Here is a 15,525-nt window from a genome sequence, read left to right on the forward strand (position 1 = left end):
CTCCGTTGTCTGCCGTGCCTTATGCCGCAGGCGGGACGCCCATGAAAGCGGGTTTTATTTCCAAGGATGCGCGCGGAGGTTGCTACCTTAGCCGTGGCTGACAGCGCCGCCGCGGCCCTGTATCTGTGCCGCGCCGGATCCGGGTTCCGGCGTTTGCAATGATGGGGCCGCATGGCACAGGAAATCGATCTGGACGAGTATAGCGGCCGCGTCGGTCAGGAAATCGGTGTGTCGTCATGGCGCACGATCGATCAGAGCCTCATCGACACGTTCGCCGACGTCACCGACGACCACCAGTTCATCCATGTCGACCCCGCGCGAGCGGCGCAGACGCCATTCGGCTCGACCATCGCCCACGGCATGCTCGTTCTGTCGCTGATCTCGACCATGTCCTACGAAGCCGTGCCGACGATCCGCGGCGCCGCCATGAACATCAATTACGGCTTCGATCGCGTCCGTTTCGTCTCGCCGGTGCCGGTCAATTCGCGCCTGCGCGGCCGTTTTGTGCTCGCGGAGTTGAGCCACCGCGGCGGTGGGCAGATCTCGATCCGCTATGACGTCACGATCGAGCGGGAAGGCTCGGAAAAGCCCGCGGCAGCCGTCGAGTGGCTGACCATGCTTGTGATGGCCGCGGCCAAGAGCTGAAGGCCTGTCGGCGATCTAATCATCGCCCGCCGGCGCGGTCGGCCAGACATCGGGCGCCGACGCGCCGCCGGACCCAAGCGAGCGCTGGACCATGACCACGTCGGTCCAGTGGCCGAACTTGTAGCCAACCGACGGCAGATACCCGACGCGCTGGAAGCCGGCAGCCTCATGCAGCCGGAGCGACGGCTCGTTCGCCGCATCGATATAGCCGATCATCTGCCGGTATCCGGCAGCAGCGCAGGCATCGACGATGGCGCTGAGCAGCATCCGGCCGATGCCGGCATGCAGGTGGTCGGGATGCACGTAGATCGAATGCTTCACCGTGAAGCGATAGGCCGGCCGGCGCCGGAACATCACCGCATAGGCGTAGCCGACCACGACGCCGCCGCGATCGGCCACGACATGCGGCAGGCGGTTCTTGCGCATGGTCTTGCGCCGGCGCTTGATATCGTCCGGCTGCATCGGCTCGCTCTCATGCGCGTAACGCGGATCGACGCCGCGCGCGATATGGTGGCGATAGATCGCCAGCATCGCGTCGACATCGTCGTCCCGTGACGGACGCACGGTGATCGGCGGCGCAGTCGGCGTCATGCGAGCCGTTGCCGCGACCTATTCGCGGACGACATAGGTATAGAACCGGGTGTTTCCGGCCGCGTCGACTTCGCGATAGAGCCCTTGAATCTCGGTGTCGAAGCCGGGGAACAGATTGCTGCTGCGCTCGAACGTCTTGAGATAGTCGATCATCGGCCGCGCCTTTGGGCCGAGCCGCTCGCCGGGGACGATGGTCGCAATGCCGGGCGGATAAACGACGAACAAGGTGGCGGCGATGCGCCCTTCGATCTCGTCGATCGGCAGATAGTCGACATTGTTGCGGACAAGTTCCCGCCCCGCTTCGTAGGGCGTCATCGCCGGCTCCGGTAGATGCTCGGCGGCGAATTGCGCCTGCTGCAAGGCGCTGACACCGCACGAGCGGAAGAACGAATGCATTTCGGTGCAGAGGTCGCGCAGCCGCACGCCGCGATAGCGCTTGGGCCGGACGGCGACGAATTCGTGGATGGCTTGATCGAGCAGAACGTTGTCGTCGTGCAGCCGCTTGAAGGCGACCAGCGTGCTGACCAGAGTCCCGGCCTTGCTGGCCTCGACCCCCGGCGTGAGCAGGAACAGCAACGAATTGAGATCGTTCTTCTCCGGCACCACGCGGTTCTCGCGCAGGAATTGCGCGACGATCGGCGCGGGGATGCCGTGCGCTTCATATTCTCCGGTGGAGCGGTTGAAGCCCGGCGTGAGCAGCGTCAACTTGTTCGGATCGGTGATGGCAAATCCGGGCGCCGCGGACTTGAAGCCGTGCCACGCGGCGCCCGGCGCGAATTCCCAAAAGTGCGCGTGGCTCGCCAGCGCATCGGTCGACACGCTCTCCCAAGCGACTTCGTGCACGCCGCCCTCTCGCGCCGCGTCGGGCAGCCGCACGACGTCCGGCACGAACGGATCGAAGAACCAGCGCCGCGCCGGGTCCTGCTCCTTGCGCTCGAACTCGCGCTGCACCGCGCGCAGCTTCTTGCGCAGTTCAATGCCGAGCCGGATCGTGTCGTCCCACAGAACCTCGCCAGACCGCCCTTTCATCATCTGCGCGCCGACGTCGAGAGAGGCGAACAGTGGGTAGAACGGCGACGTCGAGGCGTGCTGAAGGAAGCTCTCGTTGAAGCGACGGTGTTCGACACGCCGTCGCTGCCCACGGATATGGCTATCCTTAATGTGGATCTGCGAGGCTTGCGAGAAACTCGCCAACTGCTTATGCGTGGATTGCGTCGCGATGATGCCGGGCGAGGCATCGTCGAGCCCCTGGAGCCCCATGGCGAAACGGCCGGCATAGATCGGATGGAAGGCCATGAAGCTGGCCCAGGCTTCATCGAACAGGATGTAGTCACACAGCGGCCCGATGCGCGCGAGGATCTCCTGCGCGCTGTAGATCGTGCCGTCATAGGTGCATTGCTCGATGACCGCGGCGCGGAACGGCCTCGGCTTCCGCCACGCCTCGGGATCCTTGACCAACGGATTGGCGCGGATGGCCTCGCGGATCGCGTTCTCATCCAGCGCCGCGACGTCGATCGGCCCAATCAAACCGTGGGCGTTGCGGTCGGTCGGCAGATAGATCGGGATGCCGCCGCCGAGCAGCAGCGCGCCATGATGCGCCGCCTTGTGATTGTTGCGGTCGAACAGCACGAGATCGCCATCGGCGATCAACGCCGACAGCGAGATCTTATTGGATGCCGACGTGCCGTTGAGGACGAAGTACGTGCGCTCCGCCTTGAAGATGGCGGCAGCCTCCTTTTGCGCCCGCAACGCGGGGCCTTCGTGCGTGAGCAGATCGCCGAGTTCGAGGATGGAGTTGTCGAGATCGTCGCGGAAGACCGCGTCGCCGAGATGTTCCTTGAAAATGCGGCCGATTGGGCTGCGGCTGTAAAATACGCCGCCATTGTGCCCCGGGCAGGTCCAGAGTTGATTGCCCTCTTCGGCATAATCGACCAAGGCGCCGAAGAATGGCGTCTTCAGCGTCTCCGCGTATTGCGTGAGTCGGCTGACGAGATTGCGGGCGATGAACTCCGGCGTCTCCTCGGCGAGGAAGACATAACCGTCAATGAAGTCTAGCACCTCGACCGGCACGTCCTCGAAACGCGCGCGCCGCACCAGCAACACGATGGGCATTTCCAGCCCGCGCCGGCGCATGACATTGATGAGCGACGCCGCCTTGCCCTCAAGGCCCTTCTTTCCCCAATCGACGACCAGACAACCGATCGCCGCATCGGTCTGGACGGCGATTTCGGCGTCCTCGATCCGGCGTGCGCGTACGACCTCGAAGCCGAGCCGCTCGATCGCGGCCATGATCTGTTGGACACGCAGGCCTTCAAGATCGTCGGCGTCGAAGCTCGGCGCCGAAAACAAGAACGAGAACCGCTGGGAGAAATTCATCGGCGACTTTGCGATGGAGGAGCGAGGGAGGCAAAGTCATCGCTCTCAATGACGCCGGTGTGACAGGCACGACGCTATGCTGGCGTAGCAGGCGCCAGCCACAGCCGGGCAGTTCCAGCCACCGAACGCCTCAAACGCCGATCTTCGCGCGCGCCGCCTCGAGCGAGCGCGCCAACCGGTCCGCAAATACCGCGGTGGGTACCGGCAGATTGCGTCCGCGCAGCTGGCCGAGCACGAGATTGGCCGTCGGTAGATCGCGATCGTCGATGTCGCGCGTAACCATGCCGAATTTATCGTTCTCCGCCGGCGCACCGATCTGGATCTGAAACGTGATCAGGTCACCGTGGCCGATGAGGCTGCGCAGAAATTCAAAGGAATTGGACTCGGCCGCGATCTGGAAGCGTAGACCGCTCCGCGCGCAGAACTCATCGAGCAGTTGGCGTCCGCCGAAGCCGCGCTCGGGCAGCGCCACTGGATAACGCAGACAGTCGCGCAGACGCAACGTCTTCTTCTCCGCCAAGGGATGGCGCTCGTGCATAATCGCCACCAACCGCTGCTCGAGCGTCATCAGCGGCTGGAGGTTGGCGAGGTAGGGCGGCCTGAAGACTAACAACAGATCGACGTCGTAGGCCGCGAGCGCCGCCACCGCTCTCTCGTGATCGAGCACCTTCACGTCGAAACTGACCGACGCGTATTGCTTGCGAAACGCAGCGACCTCGCGCGGCAGGAAGTCGTGGGCCAAGGCCTGGCTGCAGGCGAAACGCACCGTACCGCGGCGCAACCCCTTGAGGTCCTCGATCTGCGACTTCATGCGCTCCACATCGCCCTCGTGCTCGCGCACGAAGTTGATGAAAACCTCACCGGCCGCCGTGAGTCGCACGCCGCGCGCACGCCGCTCGAAGATCGGTTCGCCGAGTTCCTCCTCGAGATCGAGAATGCGCCGGTTGACCGCCGATGAGGTGACGTTGAGCTGTTCGGCCGCTTTGCGGATCGATCCACAGCGCGCGACCTCGTCGACATAGTGGAAAATTCGCAAGTGCTTCATTTCAAGCGTCCATTTTTCGAGCGCTGCCTTTTCGGCACCACTCTAGCAAATTTTTAGCGGCAGATTGATGCACTCGCGCCCGCTAGGGTTCTGCTGCGGCGCGATATGGGGGAAAGGCACAGGGCTTGCACAGCAGGGTCCTTCCGGTCCGCCCAAGAGCGGAAACTTACATTCCTACAGATACTTGCAGGATTCTCGGATGCCCCATGACCGCGTCATCGGCGTACCCCGCCTAGAAATGAGGCAACAGTTTTCTGCACCAGCCGGACCCAATCACGTCTCTAAATCCTCGGGAGCCTCTCTCATGAAGCTGTTTCGCAACGGCCTGCTGGCTTTGGCCGCCACGCTTTGTATTCCGGTGGCGCTCAGCGCCCCGGCGGCGGCGACGACCAAACTGAAGATGGTGCTGAACTGGAAGTATCAGGGCCCCCAGGGCTGGTTCTTCCTTGCCGACGATCGCGGCTACTTCAAAGCCGAGGGCCTCGAGGTCGTCATGGACCAGGGCAACGGCTCGGGCGCCGGCGTGCCGTTGGTCGCCAACGGCACTTATGACGTGGCGTTCGGCGACGTGAACGCGCTGATCGAACTCGCCGCCAAGAAGCCGGACGACGCGCCGATCGCCGTCTATGTGATGTACAACCGCCCGCCCTTCACCGTCGCGGTGAAGGCCGACAGCCCAATCAAGACGCCGAAGGACTTCGAGGGCAAGACGCTCGGCGGCGCGGCCAATGACGGTGCGCTCAAGCTGTTCCCTGCCCTTTGCAAGATCACCAAGATCGATTGCAGCAAGGTCAACGTGACCAACATGCAGCCGAACCTGCGCGAGCAGATGCTCATGCAGGGCCAAGTCGACGGCGTGTTCGGCTACGTCAACACCATCCGCTTCTCGGCCAAGCTGATCGGCGTCGGCGACGACAAGCTGCGCTACATCAACTACGGCGATTACGGCATGGACCTCTACTCCAATGCCATCATCGTCTCCAAGAAGCTGGCGAAGGACAATCCGGAAGCCGTGAAGGGCCTGATCCGCGCCATCAACAAAGGCCTCAAGGACGCGCTGAAGGATCCGGACGCCGCCGTCGCCGCCGTCGCCAAGCGTGAGCCGCTGATCAAGATTCCGGTCGAGCGTGAACGCTTCGACGCGACGCTCACGGACGAGATGAACCATCCGGAGATCGCCAAGATCGGCCTCGGCAATGTCGACATGGATCGCCTGAAGAAGTCGATCGACATCCTGGTCGAAGCCAACAGCCTGCCACGCACGCCGAAGGTCGACGAGATCTTCACGCCGGCCTTCCTGCCGCCGGCTTCGGAACTGCCGCACAAGCTGTTCTGAGCAACGCGCGCTCCGTCCGTGTGGCGGAGCGCGTTTCCATCGATGCCAAGTCCGGGACACTCGCAATGCAACTCAACCTGAAGGGAAAGGTCGGCGTCATCACCGGCCCCGCCAAGGGAATGGGCGCCGCCATCAGCCGCGCCTTCGCCATGGAAGGCGCGCGCCTCGCGCTCATCGGCCGTGACACCGCGGCCATCGAACCGGTTGCCGGCGATGTCCGCGCGGCCGGCACCGAAGCGATCGTCATCCCCTGCGATCTCACCGATCCGACGCAGTGCGATGCCGCGGCGGCGAAAACCAAGGCCGCATTCGGCCGCATCGACTTCCTCGTCAATGTCGCCGGCGGCTCGGGCCCGGTCGGCAAGACCGGCGTCGAGACGACGCCGGAAGAATTCGACGACATCGTCACACTGAACATGAACGGCTGCTTCCACACCATGCGCAGCGTCCTGCCCAGCATGATGGAGCAGCGTTACGGCAAGATCGTCAATGTCGGCGGCACGTTCGGCATGCGCGGCCGCGCCGGCCGCATGGCCTATTCGGCGTCGAAATGGGGCCTGCGCGGCATCACCAAGAGCTTCGCGCTCGAGGTCGGCGCGCACAACATCAACGTCAATTGCGTCGCCCCGGGCATGGTCGACGGGCCGCGCTTCCGCGACAAGGTTTGCGCCGACATGGCCAAGAAGCTCGGCATCACGCTCGAAGAAGCGATGGAACGGCACGCCGCCGATTACGCGCTCAAGCGCGTGACCCTCGATGAAGACGTCGCCAATGCCTGCCTGTTCCTGGCGAGCGACGTGTCGCGCCAGATCACCGGCGTCGACCTGCCGGTCGATGGCGGATGGGCCATGCTGTGAGGAACGCATCATGAGCAACCGCGCCGATCTCATCATCAAAGGCGGGCTCGTCGTCACGCCCGACTCCGCGTTCCCCGCCAGCGTCGCCATCCGCGACGGCAAGATCCTCGCCGTCGGCAGCGACGACGCGATGCCGCCCGCCGCCGAAGTCGTCGACGCGACCGGCTTGCACATCCTGCCCGGCGCCATCGACGTGCACGTGCACTTCCGCGACCCGGGCTATCCGCACAAGGAGGACTGGGCGAGCGGCACGGCAGCCGCGGCTTTCGGCGGCGTCACCACCGTGTTCGACATGCCGAACACCATCCCGCCGACCGGCACGGCCGACATTCTCGCCGCCAAGCACGCCATCGCGTCGAGCAAGGCGCATGTCGATTACGGCCTCTACGGCCTGCTCGGCGAAGACACGATCGACGCCGTACCGGCGCTCGTTGAAGGCGGCGTCATCGGCTTCAAGTGCTACATGGGCAATACCTTCGGCAAGATCCCCTCGCCCTCGACCGGGGCGATGCTCGAAGCCTTCGAGGTCGTCGCCAAGACCGGCAAGCGCGTTTCATTGCATGCCGAGACCAATTCGATCATGGAGCGGCGCGAGACCCGGCTGCGCGCCGCCGGCCGCACCGACCCGCTCGCGCATCTTGCTTCGCGTCCTGCCGTCGTCGCCATCGAGGCGGTCAGCCGCGCGGCGATCCTCGCCGAATGGACCGGCGCGCGCATCCACATCCTGCACATCTCGTCGGCCGACGAACTGCGGCCGCTGCGCGAAGCCAAGGCCCGCGGCGTCGACATCACCGGCGAGACCGGGCCGCATTACCTGATGCTGTCGGCCGACGACTACGCCAAGTTCGGCGGCATCATCCGCGTCAATCCGCCGGTGCGCGAGAAGCACAATCAGGAGCCGCTGTGGGCCGCGCTTGCGGACGGCACCATCGACATGGTCGCAACGGACCACGCGCCGCATACGCCGGAAGAGAAGACCCGCAACGACATCTGGACCGTCGACTGCGGTTTCCCCGGCGTGGAATTGCAGATGCCGCTGATGCTCACCGCGGTGAGCGAAGGCCGCCTCAGCATCTCCGACTACGTACGCCTGAGCGCCGCCAACCCCGCCAAGGTCTGGGGCCTCTACCCGCGCAAGGGCACGATCCAACCCGGCGCCGATGCCGACTTGGCGTTGGTCGATCTCGGCAAGTCCTGGACCGTCGACGACGCCAAGCTGCAGTCGCGCTCGAAAATCTCGCCCTGGCATGGACGCCCGGTGAAGGGCCTGCCGGTGCACACCATCGTGCGCGGCAAGTTCGTCATGCGCGATCGCGTGTTGAACGCCGACGCCCGCGGCTGGGGCCGCTCCGTGCACGCCATTCAAGAGATGCCGCCGGCCGTCGTCTGCAATGCAGACCAGACGATGCAGGCCGTCACGCAAGCCGGAGTGTCGAAAGGACAGGCCGCATGATGCACGCACCTCTCGATGAGAAAAGGATGGCGGAGGTCGCTCCACGCCAACCATTCGTGCAGTTGCAGGAGGTCACGCATACCTATGGCCGCCTCAACCGCACCGTGACGGCCCTCGACAAGACCGACTTGAAGATCTTCGAGGGTGACTTTGTCGCCCTCGTCGGTCCGTCCGGCTGCGGCAAGTCGACGATCCTCAAGCTGATCACCGGCTTGATCACCGCTTCCAGCGGTTACGTGCTCGTCGCCGGTCGGGAGATCGGCGCCGAGCCGGTGCGCGTCGGCATGGCGTTCCAGAACCCGACCATGCTGCCGTGGCTGACCTTGCGCGACAACGTGATGCTGCCGCTCAAGATCGTGCCGCCGTTCCGGAAGGACTACCGGCGCAAACGCAAGGGCGAATATCGCGACCGCGTCGAGGCGCTGCTGGAGCAAGTCGGCCTCGGCGGCTTCAGCGACAAATACCCCTGGCAGCTGTCCGGTGGCATGTTGCAGCGCGCCTCGCTCTGCCGCGCCCTCATCCACGAACCGCAACTATTGATGCTCGACGAACCGTTCGGCGCGCTCGACCAGTTCACGCGCGAAGAGCTGTGGGGCGTGATGCAGGACCTCTGGATCTCGCGCAAGCCGACGGTCGTGCTGGTGACGCACGACCTGAAGGAAGCGGCCTATCTCGCCAACCGCATCTGCGTCATGCAGGCCCGCCCCGGCCGCATCATCGACGACAACGAGGTGCCCTTCGCCCGCCCGCGCACCGTCGCCATGACCTATGACACCGATTTCGTCTCGCTCACGCAGCGCCTGCGCGAACTGATCGTGGCGGCGAGCCCGCCCAAGGAGGCCACCCCATGAAGGCACTACTGCGCCGCCGCGGCGGCTCCATCGCGCTGATCGTCGGTTTCTTCCTGTTTTGGGAATTCGCCTGCGTCGCCTTCGGTATCAAGGACCTCGTGCTGCCGAGGCCCTCGCAGATCATCGTCACGTTGATCGACCGCCTTCCGGCGATCTGGCCGCATGCCGTGCAAACGCTCTACACGACGCTGGTCGGCTTCGGCCTCGGCATCTTCTTCGGCATGCTGATCGGCGTCGTGATCGGCTCCTCACGCCTCGCCTACGACACGGCCTATCCGCTGCTCGTCGGCTTTTCCAGCATCCCGAAGGTCGCCGTGGTGCCGATCTTCGTTCTGTGGTTCGGCGCCGGCACCGTGCCGGCCGTGCTGACGGCGATGATCCTCTGCATCTTCCCGATCGTCGTGAACGTCGCCACCGGCCTTGCCACCACCGAGCCCGAGCTCGAAGACGTCATGCGCGCGCTCAAAGCCAGCAAGCTCGACATCCTGTTCAATGTCGGCCTGCCGCGAGCGATGCCTTACTTCTTCGCGTCGCTGAAGGTCGCCATCACCCAGGCCTTCGTCGGCACCGTCATCGCCGAGACCGTGGCCTCGAACCGCGGCATCGGCAACCTGATGATGATCGCGTCATCGAGCTTCGACGTACCGCTGGTCTTCGCCGGCCTCTTGATCCTCGCGGCGCTCGGCGTCGCGCTTTACCTCATCTTCTCATTCATCGAATCGCGCGTGACCGGCTGGACCCGGCGCACGGACGAATTTGCTGTCGGATAACCCAAAGGAAGACGTCATGTCGTTCAGATCGCTCGTCACCGCCGCTGTTGCCGGCGCCCTTCTCTTCGCCGGCAACGCCTATGCGCAGGACAAGACCAAGGTTCGCTTCACGCTGGATTGGAAGTACCAGGGCCTGCACGCTTTCGTCTTCTGGGCGAAGGACAAAGGCTATTTCGACGCCGAAGGCCTCGACGTCGCCATCGATCAGGGCACCGGCTCTTCCGCGACGGTGACGCGCATCGTCTCGGGCACTTACGATGCCGGCTTCGGCGACGTGAACGCCATCATCCAGCTCGCCGGCACCAAACCCGGCGAACAGCCGAAGATGGTGTACATGATCTACAACAAGGCGCCCTTCGCGCTGATCACCAAGGCCTCGAGCCCGATCAAGACGATCAAGGACGTCGTCGGCAAAAAGCTGGGCACGCCGGCCGGCGGCGCCGCCGGCCAGCTCTTTCCCGCGCTCGCCAAGGCCAATGGCTTCGATGCCGCCAGCGTGCCGGTCGTCAACATGGCGCCGAACCTGCAGGAGCAGATGCTGCTCACCGACCAGGTCGACTTCTCGGCCATCTTCACGGTGACGAGCTACATCAATCTCTTCGGCATGAAAGTCGACCCGGACAAGGACATCCGCTGGTTCTACTACTCCGACCTCGGCCTCGACCTCTATTCCAACGGCATCATGGTCTCGCAAAAGATGCTGAAGGAGAACCCGAAGGCGGTGAAGGGGCTCGTCAAGGCGCTTAATCGCGCGCTGATCGACGTCGCTGCGAAGCCGGACGAGGCCATCGCGCTGATGATGAAGGTCGAGCCGTTGATGAACGCCGACCTCGAGAAGAAGCGGCTGCTCTACGCCATCAAGACGCATTTCGTCTCGGCGGAGACCGACGAGATCGGCATCGGTGCCATCAAGCCGGAACGCATGGCCAAGGCCATCGGCACGCTGGTCGAGACCTATAAGCTGCCGAATACGCCGACCGTCGCCGACATCTTCGACAGCTCGTTCCTGCCGCCGAAGTCGGAACGCGTGCTCAAGTCGGCGATGTAACCGATGGCCGCCGAAACCGGGACGGCGCGGCAGGTTGCCGCGTCGTGGCTCTTGCCGAGCGCCGAAGCGCCGACCGTCGCGGGCCAGAGCATCACGATCGACAACGGCCGCATCGTCGCGGTGGCACCGGATACGAAGGCTTCGGCCGCGGGGACCCTGGCGCTGCCGGCGTTCGCCAACGCGCACGACCACGCCCGCGTCGTGCGCGTGAGCCAGGTCGGCAGCTACGACGTGCCGCTCGAAGCCTGGCTGCCCTATCTCGCGCTGATCCCGGCCATCGATCCCTGGCTCGCCTCCGTCGTCGCCTTCGCCCGCACCGCGCGCGGCGGCGTCGGTTCGGTGATGGCGCATTACACCCGCGTGCAAGGCCTCACGGATTTTCCGACCGAAGCCCGCGCCGTCGCCAAAGCCGCGCGCGACGTCGGCATCAATGTCGCGCTCGCCGTGCATTGCCGCGACCTGAACCCGCTCGTTTACGACACACATGACGATGTGCTCGCCAAGCTCTCGCCGCAGGCCTGCGACTGCATTACGCGCCGCTTTCTGCGCCCGCCGGTGCCAGCCGCCGAGCAAGTGGCCATGGTCGACGCCGTCGCCCGCGACATCGAAGGCGACAATGTCACCGTGCAATACGGCCCCGCCGGTGTGCAGTGGTGCACCGACGAGATGCTGCGCCTGATCGGCGAAGCCTCGGCGCGGACCGGCCGCCGCGTGCACATGCATCTCCTGGAGACGCGCTATCAGCGCATCTGGGCCGACAAGACCTTCCCGCAAGGCATCGTCCGCTATCTCGATGAGATCGGGCTCTTGAACGAGCGCGTCTCGTTCGCGCACTGCATCTATCTGCGCCCCGACGAGATGGAGCTGATCGCTGAGCGTGGCGCGACCATCGTCGTCAACACCAGCTCGAACTTCATCGTCAGCTCCGGCCTTGCGCCAGTCGGCGAAATGCTGGCGCGCGGCTGCCGCGTCGCCATGGGCCTCGACGGGCTCGCCTTCGACGAGGACGAAGACGCGCTGCGCGAGATGCGGCTGGCCTACAATGTGCACAAAGCGCGCGGCTTCGACGTCCGCGTGCCGCGCGCGGATATCCTGCGCTTTGCTTTCGAACACGGCCGCTTCGCCGTCACCGGCGCCGCCGATGGGGGACGGATAGCGCCCGGCGCGCCGGCCGACCTTTTGCTGCTCGACTGGGAGGCGCTGTCGGCCGAGTTGGTCGAGCCGGACGTGCCGCCGTTGCACCTGCTGCTCGCCAAGGGACGCCAGGACTACATCAAGGGCCTGATCGTCGGCGGCCGCGAGGTCGTGCGCGACGGCACTGTCGCGACGGTCGACCTGCCGGCGATGGAGACGGAGCTGCTCGCCACCTTGCGCAAGGCCGCGCCGAGCACAGCCGACATGCGCACCGCCATGCCAGAGCTGAGCGCAGCGCTCGCGGCGCATTACGGCAACGACTTCTACTGCGGGTGACGCGCATGCCAATCGCCAAGGTTCATCGCATCTCCGCGACCGGGCCCGATGACGTGAGCGGCATCGCGGACGCCATCGCGGCGAAGCGCATCGATCCCAAGGGCGTGCTCGCAGTGTTCGGCAAGACCGAAGGCAATGGCTGCGTCAACGATTTCAGCCGCGGCTTCGCGACCTCGTCCCTCACCCACTTTTTCGCCGAGCACATCGGCGCGGAGGCAGCCCACAAGATCTGCTTCGTCATGTCGGGCGGCACCGAAGGCGGGATGGCGCCGCATTGGACGGTGTTCGAACGCGCCGAGATCGAGGGCGGCACACAGCCGGCGCTGGCCATCGGCCGCGTCCATACGCCCGACCTGCCGGGGCAGCATCTCGGCCGCAAGGGCCAGATCGACAGCGTCGCGGACGGCGTGCGTGCGGCGATGCGCGAAGCTGGCATCGATGATCCGGCCGACGTGCATTTCGTGCAGATCAAATGTCCGCTGCTGACGGCGCAGCGCGCCAAGCAGGCGCAGGCCGCGGGCCATACGGTCGCGACCAGCGATACGCTGAAGTCCATGGGTCTGTCACGGGCCGCGAGCGCGCTCGGCGTCGCCATCGCGCTGGGCGAGATTGCCAGCGATGACATCCGCGACGAGGATATCGGCACACGGCTCGATCTGTGGTCCGGCCGCGCAAGCTGCTCCGCCGGCATCGAACTGCTCAATCACGAGGTGGTCGTGCTCGGCATGTCGTCGCGTTGGAGCGGTCCCCTCGCCATCGACCATGCGGTGATGCATGACGCCATCGACGTCGATCCGGTGCGCGATGCGCTCGCCCGCCTCGGGCTGCCGACCCATAAACAACTCGATCCGGCCGGGCGCCGCGCCATCATCGCTCTGCTGTCGAAAGCCGAAGCCAGTAAATCCGCGACGTTGCGCGGCTATCGCCACACGATGCTGGACGACTCCGACATCTCGCCGACACGCCATGCCCGCGCTTTCGTCTGCGGCGCGCTGGCCAGCGTCGTCGGCCATGCCGAGATTTACGTCTCCGGCGGCGCCGAGCATCAGGGCCCCGATGGTGGCGGCCCGGTCGCGCTGATCGTAGACCGCACTGCCATTCGCCGTTAGGTTCCGAGCATGAGCAAACACCATACCGTGCCTTGCGGCCCCTCGACCGTGCATTGGGGCTATTACGACGCGGCCGTCGCGCCGGTCTTGACCATCCAGTCCGGCGACACCGTCACGATGGAGAGCGTGTCCGGCGCGCCCGAGCATCTGCCGCCTTCCGGCTCGGGCTTCACCGTCTTGCCGGAGCACCATGCGATCCTCGCCGAGATCGGCCGCGGCCCGGGGCCGCATATCCTGACAGGGCCTGTCGCCGTCGAGGGTGCCGAGCCCGGAGATGCGCTCAAGGTCGAAATCCTCGACGTCTCGCCACGGCAGGATTGGGGCTACAATCTCACGCGTCCGCTGGGCGGCGCGCTGCCCGACGATTTCCCCGATGCGCGGATCATTCACATCGCCATCGACATCGCGCGAAGAACCGCGCGCATGCCGTGGGGACTGACGGTGCCGCTGGCGCCGTTCTTCGGCTGCATGGGTACGGCGCCGCCGCCGGCCTGGGGAGCCCAGACATCCGTCGTGCCGCGCGCCTTCGGCGGCAACATCGACAACAAGGAACTGGTCGCCGGCACCACGCTTTATTTACCGGTCTTTGCACCTGGTGGCTTGTTCTCTGTCGGGGATGGCCATGGCACGCAAGGACATGGAGAAGTCAACATCACCGCCATCGAGACGGCGCTGCGCGGCACGTTTCGACTCACTGTCGAGAAAGGCGCACGCCTGAAGCGGCCACGCGCGGAGACGCCCACGCATCTGCTGACAATGGCGTTCGATCCCGATCTCGATCAGGCGATGCTGCAGGCGCTGCGCGACATGATCGACCTCATCGGCAAGCAGACGGGTCTTTCACGCGAGGACGCTTACGCTCTCTGCAGCATCGCTGCCGATCTGACGGTCACGCAGGTCGTCAACCAGAGCAAAGGCATCCATTGCGCGCTCCCACGCTGGGCGCTGAGCGCGCAATAGATTGGACCCGCTCAATCCTTGACCATGCGGTTCGTCAGCGTGCCGCAACCGCCGACTTCAATCTTGACTTCGTCGCCCACCTTCAGGAACTCGCCGCGCGGCATGCCGACGCCAGCGGGCGTGCCGGTGGCGATGATGTCCCCCGGCTGCAGCGTCACGTGCCGGCTGAGATAGGCGACCTGTTCGGCCATGTTGTGAACGAGCCGCGCGGTGCTTGAGTTCTGCTTCAGGACACCGTTGACCCAGAGCTTGATGCTCATGTCCTGCGGATTATCGACATAGGCCGCCGGCGTGAACCAAGGGCCCATCGGCGCGGCGTCCTCGAAACACTTCTGACCGATCCAGTCGTAAATGAACGGCGTGCCTTCGCGCTTCATCAGATCGCGCGCGGACAGGTCATTGACGATTATGAAGCCCGCGACCGCCTCCATCGCCCGTTCTTCCGTAATGTTGCGAGTCTTGCGGCCGATGACGACGCCGACCTCGGCTTCCCAATCGACCTGCTTGGAAAACGACGGCAGCCGCGCAGGCGTATCCGTGCCGATGATCGAGCCCGCAGTCGTCTTCATGAAGAACCACGGCTCGGCGCCCTTCGTCATGTTCGGCGCCTGCCCGGTCGTGCGCTTGGCGATCTCGGCCATCTCCTCGAGATGGTCCCAGTAATTGGCGCCCGCGCAGAACAGTGCGCCCGGATAAAGCACCGGCGCCAGGAGCTTGACAGAGGCCAGCGGCTTACCCTGCGCCGGATCGACCGATTTCGATGCGCCGTCGAGCGCCGGATGCACCTCGTCCCACTGGCGCAACATGCCGAGAACCGACGAGTCCCGTAGCTTGCCCGCTCCCAACAGCGACTCGGGCGCATAAACATGCTCTCCGATCAGGACGCCTGCGGCCGGCTGGCTGCCGGCGCCGACATAGCTCACCAAGCGATATCCACGTTCCGCCACGCGCTCACTCCATTTTGCTTTTCAATGTCACTTCGGTCGGCCGCGGTATCTCAACCGCGGCCGACCG

The 15,525-nt window shown here is 65.0% G+C and carries 14 protein-coding genes; 10 read left to right on the top strand and 4 right to left on the bottom strand.

What is annotated here, in order from left to right:
* The first annotated feature begins 171 nt into the window (after positions 1–171).
* Positions 172–645: a MaoC family dehydratase gene (locus tag DW352_RS13230; protein ID WP_115691764.1), complete on the top strand. Its 474-nt coding sequence runs from the start codon at positions 172–174 to the stop codon at positions 643–645.
* 15 nt (positions 646–660) lie between these two features.
* On the opposite strand, the gene DW352_RS13235 is transcribed toward DW352_RS13230, so the two are convergent.
* The 3 genes from DW352_RS13235 to DW352_RS13245 form a co-directional block, all read right to left on the bottom strand.
* Positions 661–1,236, bottom strand: coding sequence for a GNAT family N-acetyltransferase (locus DW352_RS13235; RefSeq protein ID WP_115691765.1), 576 nt, complete (start codon positions 1,234–1,236; stop codon positions 661–663).
* Positions 1,237–1,254: 18 nt separating this feature from the next.
* The gene (locus DW352_RS13240) at positions 1,255–3,612 is read right to left on the bottom strand and encodes an Orn/Lys/Arg family decarboxylase (RefSeq protein ID WP_115691766.1); all 2,358 of its coding nucleotides are present in this window, start codon (positions 3,610–3,612) and stop codon (positions 1,255–1,257) included.
* A gap of 130 nt (positions 3,613–3,742) precedes the next feature.
* A complete protein-coding gene (locus DW352_RS13245; protein ID WP_115691767.1) occupies positions 3,743–4,657 on the bottom strand; it encodes a LysR family transcriptional regulator in 915 nt (304 codons plus the stop codon).
* Between the two features lie 304 nt (positions 4,658–4,961).
* Here DW352_RS13245 and DW352_RS13250 point away from each other — a divergent pair, with 304 nt between their 5' ends.
* The 9 genes from DW352_RS13250 to DW352_RS13290 all read left to right on the top strand — a co-directional run bounded on the left by DW352_RS13250 (position 4,962) and on the right by DW352_RS13290 (position 14,511).
* The gene (locus DW352_RS13250; protein WP_115691768.1) at positions 4,962–5,993 is read left to right on the top strand and encodes an ABC transporter substrate-binding protein; all 1,032 of its coding nucleotides are present in this window, start codon (positions 4,962–4,964) and stop codon (positions 5,991–5,993) included.
* Between the two features lie 65 nt (positions 5,994–6,058).
* Positions 6,059–6,850, top strand: a complete 792-nt coding sequence (locus tag DW352_RS13255; RefSeq protein WP_115691769.1) for an SDR family NAD(P)-dependent oxidoreductase — start codon at positions 6,059–6,061, stop codon at positions 6,848–6,850.
* Between the two features lie 10 nt (positions 6,851–6,860).
* Positions 6,861–8,303, top strand: coding sequence for an allantoinase AllB (allB, locus tag DW352_RS13260; protein WP_115691770.1), 1,443 nt, complete (start codon positions 6,861–6,863; stop codon positions 8,301–8,303).
* The gene (locus tag DW352_RS13265; protein WP_245434437.1) at positions 8,300–9,154 is read left to right on the top strand and encodes an ABC transporter ATP-binding protein; all 855 of its coding nucleotides are present in this window, start codon (positions 8,300–8,302) and stop codon (positions 9,152–9,154) included. The genes allB and DW352_RS13265 overlap by 4 nt, the downstream gene beginning before the upstream one ends.
* A complete protein-coding gene (locus tag DW352_RS13270) occupies positions 9,151–9,924 on the top strand; it encodes an ABC transporter permease (RefSeq protein ID WP_115691772.1) in 774 nt (257 codons plus the stop codon). The genes DW352_RS13265 and DW352_RS13270 overlap by 4 nt, the downstream gene beginning before the upstream one ends.
* A gap of 16 nt (positions 9,925–9,940) precedes the next feature.
* Entirely contained in the window at positions 9,941–10,972 is a 1,032-nt protein-coding gene (locus DW352_RS13275) for an ABC transporter substrate-binding protein (protein WP_115691773.1), read from the top strand.
* A 3-nt stretch (positions 10,973–10,975) separates the two neighbouring features.
* Positions 10,976–12,442, top strand: coding sequence for an amidohydrolase family protein (locus DW352_RS13280; protein WP_115691774.1), 1,467 nt, complete (start codon positions 10,976–10,978; stop codon positions 12,440–12,442).
* 5 nt (positions 12,443–12,447) lie between these two features.
* Positions 12,448–13,551 (top strand): cyanuric acid amidohydrolase, encoded by a 1,104-nt coding sequence (gene atzD / locus DW352_RS13285; protein ID WP_115694407.1) that lies wholly within the window; start codon positions 12,448–12,450, stop codon positions 13,549–13,551.
* A 9-nt stretch (positions 13,552–13,560) separates the two neighbouring features.
* Positions 13,561–14,511 (top strand): acetamidase/formamidase family protein, encoded by a 951-nt coding sequence (locus DW352_RS13290; RefSeq protein WP_115691775.1) that lies wholly within the window; start codon positions 13,561–13,563, stop codon positions 14,509–14,511.
* 11 nt (positions 14,512–14,522) lie between these two features.
* Here the strand turns inward: DW352_RS13290 and DW352_RS13295 are convergent, their stop codons facing one another.
* Positions 14,523–15,458, bottom strand: coding sequence for a fumarylacetoacetate hydrolase family protein (locus DW352_RS13295; protein ID WP_115691776.1), 936 nt, complete (start codon positions 15,456–15,458; stop codon positions 14,523–14,525).
* Positions 15,459–15,525 lie beyond the last annotated feature (67 nt).

It is taken from the genome of Pseudolabrys taiwanensis (assembly GCF_003367395.1).
GTDB lineage: Bacteria > Pseudomonadota > Alphaproteobacteria > Rhizobiales > Xanthobacteraceae > Pseudolabrys > Pseudolabrys taiwanensis.